Source organism: Brachybacterium paraconglomeratum (assembly GCF_039541415.1).
Classification (GTDB): Bacteria; Actinomycetota; Actinomycetes; order Actinomycetales; family Dermabacteraceae; genus Brachybacterium; species Brachybacterium paraconglomeratum_A.
Genome location: NZ_BAABGE010000010.1, coordinates 296186 through 307485, shown reverse-complemented (window position 1 = coordinate 307485; position 11300 = coordinate 296186). Strand labels below are relative to the sequence as shown.

12 protein-coding genes are annotated in these 11300 nt (G+C 69.1%); 1 reads left to right on the top strand and 11 read right to left on the bottom strand.

Going from position 1 to position 11300, the window contains the following annotated elements:
* Positions 1-64: 64 nt before the first annotated feature.
* The 4 genes from frr to rpsB form a co-directional block, all read right to left on the bottom strand.
* Complete coding sequence (gene frr, locus ABD893_RS16030) at positions 65-631, bottom strand: ribosome recycling factor (RefSeq protein ID WP_425548389.1); 567 nt, start codon at positions 629-631, stop codon at positions 65-67.
* A 132-nt stretch (positions 632-763) separates the two neighbouring features.
* Complete coding sequence (pyrH, locus tag ABD893_RS16025; protein ID WP_345082637.1) at positions 764-1516, bottom strand: UMP kinase; 753 nt, start codon at positions 1514-1516, stop codon at positions 764-766.
* A gap of 135 nt (positions 1517-1651) precedes the next feature.
* On the bottom strand, positions 1652-2476 hold the full coding sequence (gene tsf / locus ABD893_RS16020) for a translation elongation factor Ts (RefSeq protein ID WP_345082633.1): 825 nt from the start codon (positions 2474-2476) through the stop codon (positions 1652-1654).
* A 102-nt stretch (positions 2477-2578) separates the two neighbouring features.
* Positions 2579-3514 (bottom strand): 30S ribosomal protein S2, encoded by a 936-nt coding sequence (gene rpsB, locus ABD893_RS16015; protein ID WP_345082631.1) that lies wholly within the window; start codon positions 3512-3514, stop codon positions 2579-2581.
* A 444-nt stretch (positions 3515-3958) separates the two neighbouring features.
* Between rpsB and ABD893_RS16010 the strand changes: the two genes are divergently transcribed.
* Entirely contained in the window at positions 3959-4681 is a 723-nt protein-coding gene (locus ABD893_RS16010; protein ID WP_345082628.1) for a peptidoglycan DD-metalloendopeptidase family protein, read from the top strand.
* A gap of 33 nt (positions 4682-4714) precedes the next feature.
* Here ABD893_RS16010 and ABD893_RS16005 read toward each other — a convergent pair whose 3' ends face one another.
* The 7 genes from ABD893_RS16005 to lepB form a co-directional block, all read right to left on the bottom strand.
* A complete protein-coding gene (locus ABD893_RS16005; protein ID WP_345082625.1) occupies positions 4715-5713 on the bottom strand; it encodes a tyrosine recombinase XerC in 999 nt (332 codons plus the stop codon).
* 119 nt (positions 5714-5832) lie between these two features.
* Complete coding sequence (dprA, locus tag ABD893_RS16000; RefSeq protein WP_345082622.1) at positions 5833-7074, bottom strand: DNA-processing protein DprA; 1242 nt, start codon at positions 7072-7074, stop codon at positions 5833-5835.
* A complete protein-coding gene (locus ABD893_RS15995; protein ID WP_345082619.1) occupies positions 7071-8612 on the bottom strand; it encodes a YifB family Mg chelatase-like AAA ATPase in 1542 nt (513 codons plus the stop codon). The genes dprA and ABD893_RS15995 overlap by 4 nt, the downstream gene beginning before the upstream one ends.
* Positions 8612-9142, bottom strand: coding sequence for a YraN family protein (locus tag ABD893_RS15990; RefSeq protein ID WP_345082616.1), 531 nt, complete (start codon positions 9140-9142; stop codon positions 8612-8614). Before ABD893_RS15990 ends, ABD893_RS15995 begins: the two co-directional genes overlap by 1 nt.
* A 206-nt stretch (positions 9143-9348) precedes the next feature.
* The gene (locus tag ABD893_RS15985; protein WP_012804628.1) at positions 9349-9651 is read right to left on the bottom strand and encodes a DUF2469 domain-containing protein; all 303 of its coding nucleotides are present in this window, start codon (positions 9649-9651) and stop codon (positions 9349-9351) included.
* The gene (locus ABD893_RS15980; RefSeq protein WP_345082609.1) at positions 9648-10520 is read right to left on the bottom strand and encodes a ribonuclease HII; all 873 of its coding nucleotides are present in this window, start codon (positions 10518-10520) and stop codon (positions 9648-9650) included. The genes ABD893_RS15985 and ABD893_RS15980 overlap by 4 nt, the downstream gene beginning before the upstream one ends.
* The gene (gene lepB / locus ABD893_RS15975; protein WP_345082606.1) at positions 10517-11290 is read right to left on the bottom strand and encodes a signal peptidase I; all 774 of its coding nucleotides are present in this window, start codon (positions 11288-11290) and stop codon (positions 10517-10519) included. The genes ABD893_RS15980 and lepB overlap by 4 nt, the downstream gene beginning before the upstream one ends.
* Positions 11291-11300: the final 10 nt, after the last annotated feature.

The window sequence follows — 11300 nt, the reverse complement described above, 5'->3', positions numbered from 1 at the left end:
TGCCGGGTCAATGCTCACGGGCTGCGTTCACCAGTTCCGAGGTGTCGAGTTGGCGGTGCGCGGCTCAGACAGTCTCGAGCTCGGTCTCCTTGAGGCTGAGCGCCTCATCGATCTGCTCGATGTACTTCTTGGTGATCGACTCGAGCTCCTTCTCGGCGCGGTTGCCCTCGTCCTCGCCGATCTCCTTGTCCTTGACCAGCTTCTCGATGGCCTTCTTGGCGTTGCCGCGCGTTCCGCGTACCGAGACCTTGCCGTCCTCCGCCTTGTTCTTGGCGAGCTTGACGTAGTCCCGGCGACGCTCCTCGGTGAGGGCCGGTAGGACCACACGCAGGTTGTCGCCGTTGTTGGTGGGGTTCACTCCGAGGTCCGACTCGCGCAGCGCCGTCTCGATGGCGGTCGTGGCGGTCTTGTCGAACGGCGTGACGACGACGGTGCGGGCCTCCGGGAACTGGAGCGAGGCCAGCTGGTTCAGCGGGGTCGGCGCGCCGTAGTAGTCGGCGGTGATCCCCTGGAACATCGCAGCATTCGCACGGCCGGTGCGGATCGCCGTGAAGTCGTCCTTGGTGACCTCCACGGACTTCTTCATCTTGGCCTCGGCGTCCTTCAGGATGCTCGGGGTGTCGTCGTTCACGGGGTGCTCCTCAGTTCTGAGTGGGTGTACGTAGTCCATTGTCCCGCACCGTCAAGGCCTGGGCGATCCCTGCGGGGTGCGGAGCTCCCGGTGTGTCGGCGCCGCGAAGCACCGTGGCACGCCGGGACGATGTCACTTGGTGACGACGGTGCCGATCCGGTCTCCGCGCATCGCGCGGGTGATGTTCCCCGGCGAGTCGAGTCCGAAGACCATCATCTGCTGACCGTTGTCCATGCACAGGCTGAACGCGGTGGAGTCCACGACCTTCAGGCCCCGCTGGAGGGCGTCGTTGTAGGTGACGTGGTCGAGCTTCTGCGCATCGGGGTTCGTCCGGGGGTCGGAGTCGTAGACCCCGTCCACCCCGTTCTTCGCCATCAGCACTTCCTCGCAGCCGATCTCCAGCGCACGCTGCACGGCGACGGTATCGGTGGAGAAGTACGGCATCCCGGCGCCGGCGCCGAAGATGACGACGCGGCCCTTCTGGAGATGGCGGACGGCGCGCAGCGGGATGTACGGCTCAGCGACCTGTCCCATCTCGATCGCAGTCTGCACGCGGGTGGAGACTCCGCGCTGCTCGAGGAAGTCCTGCAGGGCGAGGCAGTTCATCACGGTGCCGAGCATCCCCATGTAATCGGCACGACGCCGATCCATGCCGCGCTGGGAGAGCTCCGCACCGCGGAAGAAGTTGCCGCCGCCGACGACGATGGCGCACTCGATGCCCTGGGCGACTCCCTCGGCGATCTCGCCTGCCACTCGGGCGACGACGTCGGGGTCGACGCCGACGGCGCCTCCGCCGAATGCTTCTCCGGAGAGCTTCAGGAGGACGCGACGGCCATCCTCTCGCTTCGGGAGAACGGGTATCGGTGACGTGAACGTCTGGGTCATGTCGGTCCTTCCGCGCTGGGTCCTCGGTGATGATACCGGCGCGGCCCCGCACCGATGGTGCGGGGCCGCGGGGCGGTGGCGACGCTCACGCGACGCCGACGGGATCGAGCCCTGGAAGGGACGGCCCCGGAGTGGTCAGCTGCCGACGCGGAAGCGGACGAAGCCGGTGATGGTGCCGCCGGCCTCCTCCACGACCTTGCCGACGGACTTCTTCGGATCCTTGGCGAACGCCTGATCCAGGAGGCAGTTCTCCTTGAAGAAGCCGTTCAGACGACCCTCGATGATCTTCTGGATCGCCTTCTCGGGCTTGCCCTCGTTCTTCGCGGTCTCCTCGGCGATGCGACGCTCATCGGCGACCTGGTCCGCGGGGACCTCATCACGGGAGAGGTAGGCGGGGGTGAACGCGGCGATGTGCATCGCGATGTCGCGTGCGACCTCAGCACCAGCCTTGTCGGTGGCCACCAGCACGCCGACCTGCGGGGGCAGGTCCTTGTTGGTGCGGTGCATGTACGAGGAGACGGCCTCGCCGGAGACGCGACCGATGCGACGCACCAGGATCTTCTCACCCATGGTGGCGCCGGCGTTGGTCAGGGCCTCGCCGAAGGGGGTCGATGCCAGGTCCTCGGGCTCGGAGGCGCCGGACTCGACGGCCGCGGCCACGGCCTCGTCACCCAGTGCGACGAACTTGTCGTTCTTGGCCACGAAGTCGGTCTCGGAGTTGAGCTCGACGAGGGTGCCGGTCTGGCCACCCTCGGTGTCGCGGATGTCGACGGCGATGAGGCCCTCGGACGCGGTGCGGCCTTCGCGCTTGGCGATGCCCTTGAGACCCTTGACGCGGATCAGCTCAACGGCCTTGACCTTGTCGCCGTTCGCCTCGTCGAGCGCCTTCTTGACGTCGAGCATGCCCGCGCCGGTGGACTCGCGGATTTCCTTGATGTCTGCTGCCGTGTAGTTGGCCATGTTCCTCTTCCTTGTCAGAGCTGCTGCGGGAGGGGCGGGGGGCGGCGTGCGCCTCCCCGTGGAGGGGCCCGGGAGCGACGTGGTCGTCCCCGGGCCCGTGGGTCACTCGGCGGCGGGAGCCTCGGAGGACTTCTCCTCGGTGGACTCCGCAGCGGGAGCGTCCTCGGCCGGAGCCTCAGCTGCGGGAGTCTCCTCTGCGGCCGGGGTCTCCTCGGCAGCGGCGACGGACTCCTCGGCGGGAGCGTCCTGCTGCTGGACCTCGGACTGCTTGAGCAGCTCCTGCTCCCACTCGGCCAGGGGCTCAGCGGCAACGGCGGAGACGTTCTTCTCGCCGCCGGTGGCCTTGGCGTGACGCTCCTGCAGACCTGCTGCAACAGCATCCGCGATCACGCGGGTCAGCAGGGTGACGGAGCGGATCGCGTCATCGTTGCCCGGGATCGGGTACGTGATCACGTCGGGATCGCAGTTGGTGTCCAGAATCGCGACGACCGGGATGTTGAGCTTCTGAGCCTCGTCGACCGCGAGGTGCTCCTTGTTGGTGTCCACGACCCAGAGGGCCGAAGGCGCCTTGGCCATGTCGCGGATGCCGCCGAGGGTCTTCTCGAGCTTGTCCCGCTCGCGGCGCATCATCAGCAGCTCCTTCTTGGTGCGACCGGAAGCGGCCACATCCTCGAAGTCGATCTGCTCGAGCTCCTTGAGTCGGTTCACACGCTGGGAGACCGTCTGCAGGTTGGTGAGCATGCCGCCGAGCCAACGCTGGTTCACGAAGGGCATGCCGACGCGGGTGGCCTGCTCCTGGACGGGATCCTGGGCCTGCTTCTTGGTGCCGACGAACAGGATGCTGCCGCCGTGGACGACCGTCTGCTTGACGAAGTCGTACGCCTTGTCGATGTACGTCAGGGTCTGCATGAGGTCGACGATGTAGATGCCGTTGCGCTCGGTGAAGATGAAGCGACGGACCTTCGGGTTCCAACGACGGGTCTGGTGACCGAAGTGGACGCCGCTCTCGAGGAGCTGGCGCATGGTGACTACTGCCATGATGATGCCTCTGATTCTCCGGGCCTGGGCTCACGTGGCGCGCCCATGGGCGTCCGCGGTCATCGCGCAGGACCTGCATTCTCGGTTGTTCCCCCACCACCGGACGGTGTGGGGCCTGGTGCCCGGGTGCCGGCCGCCTTGGAACATTCCACGCACGAGGTGCGGGAACGGCCGAGGACCGTTGGCCGGCGAGCCCTGATGGGCACGCGAAGTCATCCGGACGGACCGGATGCTGAGAAGAGTCTATCCGACGCCGCTGTCTCCCCGAGCGCGTTGTGCGTCACCTCGCGGGCTGGTCGCGGGCTCGGGGTGGATCAGCTCGCGCGCCAGTCACGGGCTCGAGGTGGACCATGGCAGGCGGACGGCTCCTCCACAGCGGGGCTTCGTCCACAGCCTTCGTTCCCGGTCTGCGGCCGACAGTCGCCTCTGGGCAGGCTATCGCTCATGACCTCCTCTCGCTCCACCCCACCCATATCGACTGTGCTGCGCTGGGGGTTGGTGGGGTTGCTGCTGCTCTTCCTGGGCGAGATGCCTGCCCGTGCGGAGACGTCGCCGTGGCAGTGGCCTCTCCCCCCTCCGCATGAGGTGATCGCCCCCTTCGACGCCCCCGAACATCCCTACGGGCCCGGCCATCGGGGAATAGATATCGGGGCTCCTGCCGCGGGTGCTGCGGTGCATGCGGTGGCACCGGGCACTGTCCGGTTCAGCGGGATTGTGGCGGGTCGCGGGGTCGTTTCTATCGCACATGCGGACGGGCTCCTGTCCACCTATGAACCGGTGGCCGGGACCGTCGCGGCGGGCGAGCAGGTCGAGGCGGGGACAGAGATCGGCACGCTGGTGGACGCAGCAGAGCACTCTCATTGCCCAGCTGCCGTCTGCCTCCACCTGGGAGCTCGGCGCGGCGAGGACTATGTGGATCCGATGCTGCTGCTGGGTGGCCGTGGTCCGAGCGTCCTGCTGCCCTGGGCAGGCGGGGCGGGGAGCGCCGGGGGCGCCGTCGGCGCGCACCCGGCGTCGACCCTCGATGCGGTCCCCGACAGCGAGACACCGACGCAGGTCGTTCCGGCCGAGGTGGAGCGAGCCTCAGGGCATGTCGGAGCGAAGTCGTTCTCAGCAGTGGTGGTGCACGGCCACCGACCCGGCCCACGGATCGCTGCTCTCGCATGAGCGACGAGCTTCGACGGTGAAGCTGGCGGCGACTCAGGCGCGGGGATGCGCCTGATCGATCGTCCGGCGCAGCCGCTCGGCGCTGACATGGGTGTAGATCTGTGTGGTCGCGAGGGAGGAGTGACCCAGGAAGTCCTGCACGCTGCGCAGATCTGCTCCGCCTTCGACGAGATGGGTGGCGGCGCTGTGCCGCAGAGTGTGCGGCGAGATGTGTCGGGAGATCCCTGCCTCTGCGGCGTGGCGGTCCACCAGGGTGCGCACCGCGCGATCGCCGAGCCGCCCGCCGCGCACGCCGAGGAAGAGCGCATCGCCGGCGCCATCTGCCGTGCCCGCGATGTCGAGCAGCACCGGGCGGCCTTCCTGCTGCCACTGCTCGATGGCTGTGAGTGCAGGAATTCCGACGGGGACGATGCGCTCCTTATCCCCCTTGCCGCGCACCCTCACGGTGCGCTGAGCGTGGTCGATGCCGGAACGGTTCACGGCGACCAGCTCGGAGACCCGCAGACCGGAGGAGTAGAGCAGCTCGAGCACAGCGGCATCGCGGAGCCGGACCGCGTGCTGCACCGGATCTGGGGGCGCCGCAGCGTCTGCAGTGGCGTCGAGGCCGCCTCTCTGCCCGGTAGATGGCTCCGCTGCGGCCAATCCATCGAGCAGCTCTCCCGCCTGGTCACCGGTGAGCACGGTGGGCAGATGGCGGCCGCGGCGCGGCGCGCGCAGCCTCCCTCCGACGTCGTGCGGGATCCTGCCGGTCGCAGCGAGCCACGAGGTGAAGGTGCGGGCTGCCGCTGCAGAGCGAGCCAGTGTGCTCGCACTGGCTCCGGTCTCTGCACGGGCCGCGAGCCAGGAGCGGAGCGCGGCGACATCGAGTTCAGCCACGGGAATGCGTTCGGCGTCCCGCAGATGCTCGACCAGCCCTGTGATCTCCTGGCGATAGGCACGCACGGTGTGCTCCGAACGGCCCCGCTCGAGGCGGAGGTGCGCGACGAAGTCCTCGACGACGGCGTCCTCTGCGTGCCTGGGCTCGGTGCTCATGCCTCCCAGTGTGCTGCATCCGGTGGGAGGCAGGCCGAGCGAGGTGGCTGGGCGTGTTGCACGACAGCGCGTGCAGCGAGACCGGGCGTGCACCGTGAGCTGGCGGGTTGACGTGAGCCTCAGGCGGCGGGCCGGGCACGTCGCACCCGCTCCGCTGTCCGGACCACCAGGCCCAGCAGGTCCAGGCGCGCCAGGGCTGCCTCCACCTCCCGGACGGTGAAGCCGATCTCGTCCGCGAGCCGGGCCGGGCTGATGCTCGATCTCGGCGGCACGCCATCCAGCACTCTCCTGTCCGCAGGGCTGAGCAGGTCCAGTTCGTCCTGCACCGCCCAGCTTCCTTCTCCCGCGGCGGGGCCTCCGGGCAGCAGATCCCACAGATCTGCCGGCTCTGTCACCAGTACTGCCCCACGTTCTCTGATCAGCCGGTGGCAGCCGGCGCTGGCAGCAGAGGTGATGGGGCCGGGCACGGCGCCGACGGGCCGCGAGAGCTGATCAGCCAGTCGCGCCGTCGACAGCGCTCCGGATCGCCAGGAGGCTTCCACCACCACCGTCGCCTGAGAGAGGGCGGCGATCAGACGGTTGCGGGCCAGGAACCGCCAGCGGGTCGGTGCCGTTCCCGGGGGCGCTTCGCTGAGCAGCAGGTGACGGTCCCGGATTCTTTCGAGCAGATCGGTGTTGCCTCGGGGATAGAGCCGGTCCAGACCTCCGGCGAGGATCGCCAGGGTCGCTCCTCCGTCGGCTGCGAGGGCACCGCGGTGGGCGGCGGCATCGATCCCGTAGGCGCCTCCGGAGACGACGGTGCCGCCGCCGGCGGCGAAGGCCGCAGCGAAGGAGCCGGCGGTGTCCTCGCCATAGGGGGTGGACGCCCGTGATCCCACCAGCCCGATGCAGCGTGCAGCGGCGAGCTGGTCGAGCGACCCCGGTCCCTGCAGCCAGAGGCAGTGCGGACGGGTCTCCTGGAGGTCGTCCAGGATCGCGGGCCATTCGTCGTCCTGCGGGGTGAGGATCCGGATGCTCCGCCGCTGGGCATCCTCGAGGATCTGCTCGAGCACGACGGTGTTCAGCCGGGCATTCCACCTCGAGTGAGCTCGTTCGGCACGCGATCGGCTCGATCCTGGCGCGGGTTCCGAGGCTTGGGCGGGCAGCTGCCCGCCGAGCGCGCGGTGCAGATCCTCAGGGCTGCCGTGCCGGGTCAGCTCGAGAGCTGTGGTGGGGCCGAGCACAGTGCAGGCGAGCGAGGCGACAGCATCCGAGGGCTCCGCGATCAGCGACCAGGTGATCCGTGCAGCGCGGTCCTGCTCAGCGGCAGCAACGGTTTCTCTTCGGTCCGGAGTGCTCTGGGGTGATTCGGGGGTGGTCATCGCGTTTCTCCTTCGCGCAGGGTGAGGGCAATGCCGATGTGCTCGGCGGTGGGGCGCTGCGCGCCGTCCAGGTCGGCGAGGGTCCAGGCCAGTCGGAGCACGCGATCGTGCCCCCGCAAGGTGAGCCGCCCCTGCGCGACGGCATGGTCGAGCAGGCGTCGCTCGGAAGCTGCTGGGGAGAATTCCTTCCTCAGCAGGGGGCCGGGCAGGTGGGCGTTGGTGGTCCACTCCCGGCCTTCGAAGCGGGTGAGCTGGCGCTGACGGGCTGCGGCCACCCGGGCAGCGATCACAGCGCTGGACTCAGCGGGCTCCGCATCGATGCGGTGCACGTCGACTGGACGCACCTCGACCCGCATGTCGATCCGGTCCAGCACCGGACCCGAGAGCCGTGCCAGGTAGCGACGTCGCTGCAGCGGAGTGCAGCGGCAGCGGTCTCCTTTGCCGTACGCCATCCCGCAAGGACAGGGGTTGGCGGCCAGGACCAGCTGGAACCTTGCCGGATAGCGAGTGACTCCGCGGGAACGGTGCAGAGTGATGTCTCCGGTCTCGAGCGGCTCGCGCAGTGCCTCCAGCACTCGCCCGGGGAACTCTGGGGCCTCATCGAGGAACAGCACCCCCGCGTGGGCGCGGGAGATCGCTCCGGGCAGCGCAAGTCCCGCCCCGCCCCCGACCACGGCCGCGGGGGAAGCGGTGTGATGCGGATTCTCGAACGGCGGGGTGCGCAGCAGCCCGGCCTGGGCATCGAAGCGGCCGGCCAGCGAATGGATCGCGGAGACGGCCAGGGAGTCCGCCGTGCTGAGCCGCGGGAGGATCCCTGGAAGACGGGAGGCGATCATGGTCTTCCCCGCTCCGGGCGGGCCCGTCATGAGCAGATGATGCGCGCCGGCGGCAGCGACCTCAGCGGCTCGCCTCGCCTGGTCCTGGCCGATCACGTCGGCGAAGTCTGTGATGGGCCTACTGTCTGCCCGCAGCACCGGCTCGAGAGGGAGAGGTGCGGCGGGTTCTCGCGGTGGGGACGGTGGAACATCGGCGCCGTAGCGGTGCAGGACGCTGGTGAGGTCAGCAGCGCCGTCGACATCGACTCCTTCGACCAGACGTGCTTCGGGCAGATTCTCCTCGGGGACGATTGCGCGGGTGATACCGAGGGAACGGGCCGCGAGCAGGGCGGGCAGCACTCCCGGGATCGGGCGCAAACGCCCGTCGAGTCCCAGCTCCCCCAGCAGCACGGTGTCCGCAGGCACATGGCGAAGCAGGTCGCCCTGGGCATCGACCACGGCCATCGCGATCGCGAGGTCGAAGCCCGAGCCGCGCTTGGGCCGCCATGCCGGGGTCAGATTGATGGTGATGCGGCGCGCCGCGAGTCGCACCCCGCTGCGGGCTGCGGCGGCACGGACGCGTTCGCGGGCCTGGAGGGTCGAGGAGTCAGGGAGCCCCACCAGGGAGAAGGCAGGCAGGCCGCTGGAGACGTCTGCCTCGACCTCGACCAGGGTCCCGTCCAGGCCGGTGAGGCTGATGGAGAGGGTGCGCCCGTGCCCCATCAGGACACCGCTTCAAGATGCTCGAGGGAAAAGGTGCCATCGAGATGGGCGTGTATCGCGACCACATCGATCCGCACATCACGATGCGGGGTCGAACGCTCCATCAGATACTCACCGGCGAGGCGTCGCAGCCGTCGGAGCTTGTCCGGAGTGACAGCGGCCTGTGGAACCCCGGTGACGAAGGAACGCCTGGTCTTGACCTCGACGAAGACCAGCGTGGTGTGGGCGAGGGCGACGATGTCGAGCTCTCCCTGACGCAGACGCAGGTTGCGCTCCACGATCTGCCAACCGCAGGCCTGCAGGTGCTCTGCGGCGAGGTCCTCCCCCGCCTGTCCTAGCTCCCGGGTGGACATATCGCGCACCCGGCGAGGCTTCGGCACCGCGACAGGGCCGACCATCGGAGGCTGCGCCGCAGCTCCCGGCAGCTGAGGCGCGCCGGGCCCGTCGACTGCTGTCGAAGCCGCGGGAAGCGACCTGCGGTCCGAGCGGCGCTCTGCGGGGGGACCTGGGGTGATGGCGAGGCTGTTCATACCGGTCAGCCTGGCGGGAGGTCAGCAGGCGCGGTACCGGAGCAAGGATCTTGGGGATGACCGAGCGCTGTGGAGGAACGGTCGCGTGCCTGAGCAGTGCAGATCTACCCGGGTCACTCCGCTCGGGTGTGAGGCGACCAGGGCCCATGGGCCGGGCCCGCACGGGTGGGGTCAGGTTCCTACGGGTCGGGCCGTCACGGGTCAGCTCAGGGAAGCGAGATGTCCTGCTTGTTGAGCTCCTCGATGTTGACGTCCTTGAACGTCACCACCCGCACAGAGCGCACGAACCGGTTGGAGCGGTAGATGTCCCATACCCAGACATCCGCCAGGCGCAGCTCGTAGAACACCTCACCGCCGCCGGAGCGGACCTGAAGGTCCACCTGGTTGGCGAGATAGAACCGACGCTCGGTCTCGACCACGTAGGTGAACAGGCTGACCACATCGCGATACTCGCGGAACAGCTGAAGTTCGAGGTCCGACTCGTAGTTCTCGAGTTCCTGGGCGCTCACCGGCGCTCCTTCCCCTCGTACAGGTGCCAATCGTCGTCCCACAGTACGCCAGCCGCAGTGGTCGAGGCCGCTGCCTCCACGACTGCCGGGTCGGACCGTCTCGGCTCCGCCGGGGCGGAGGGTGTCTCCAGCCGTGGCGCGGCGGCCGGAGGCGCCGGTGATGCCAGTGGTGCCGGAAGTGACGGCGGTGCCGGCGGCGCCAGCGCAGGCACGGTCGAGGTCAGACGCCAGCTGCGTCGGTGCTGCTCATGCGCGCCGAGCCGATCGATGGCCTCACGGTGCACAGCGGAGCCATAGCCCTTGTTGGAGGCCCAGCAGTAGTCCGGCGTCTGCTCATCGAGTTCGACCATGAGCGCATCCCGGGCAACTTTCGCCAGGACGCTGGCCGCCGAGACGCTCGCACAGTCACGGTCCGCGGCGACTCTGAGCTCCACCAGCGGTGCCGTGCCGCTGGCGCTCGCGAGGGCAGCGGAGAGCACGTCGACGTCGCCGTCCAGCAGAATCGCGTCGATCTCCAGCTCGAGCGCCTCGAGCGCGCGCAGCGCGGCCCGGGTCAGCGCGGGCATGATGCCGACCTCATCGATCTCACCGGGACTCGCCCAGCCCACCGCGCTGCCGGCAGCAGCGGCGCGAAGGGGCTCCACCAGTGCCTCGCGGCGCCGGGCGGTGAGCTTCTTGGAGTCCCGCACGCCCTCAGGCAGTGCCGGGGTGCGGCCATCGATGATCTCGATCGCGCACGCGCCGACCGCCACCGGTCCTGCGAGCGCACCGCGGCCCACCTCGTCGATGCCGACGACGATGCGGCGCCCGGGCCCGCACCGGGCGGCCAGCGCGAGTTCGAAGTCCAGGGTGGGTGCGGGGGTGCTCACGGCGTCTCGGGGACGTCTGCGAAGGTCTCCCGACCGTCGTTCAGGCGGTCCCAGCTGCTGGTCGGCCAGAAGATGACCTCGGCCCGGCCGGTGATGTCGGACTCGTCGACGAAGCCCCCGTCACCCTGAGTCTCATGCCAGGCGGAGTCTGCGGAGGCGTAACGGTTGTCGCCCATCACCCAGACCTTCCCCTCCGGGACGGTGACGTCGAACGCGGCCTGGCAGGCAGGGGTCTGAGGGTTGATATATGGCTCCTCGAGCGGGGTGCCGTTGACCTCGAGCGCCCCTCCCTGCTCCTCGCAGACGATGTGATCGCCGGACGTCCCGATCAGCCGCTTGACCAGGTGATCCTGCGAAGGGTCCGGAGCCAGGCCGACCATGCTCAGCAGCATCATCACCCGCACCCGCGGGGTGGGGTTCTCGGTGGCGTCGCCCGGGATCCAGTCATCGGGGTCCTCGAAGACGATCACGTCGCCGCGCTGCAGGTCGAACACTCCGGGGCTGAGCTTGGAGACGAGGATCTTGTCGTTCGTCAGCAGCGTCGGGTTCATCGAGGCGGAGGGGATGTAGAAGGGCTGGATCAGGAAGGTCTTGACCAGCACTGCGATCACCAGTGCGACCGCCATGGTGACCAGGGTGTCGAGCCACAGCGGCATCCGCTGACGGCGACGACTGCCCACGCTGCCACGCGCCCCGCCGGAGCGCTCTTCACCGGATGCGGGGTCCGCAGAACCGGACACAGCAGGGCGGGAATCTTCGGACGCGTTCATCGCGGTGATC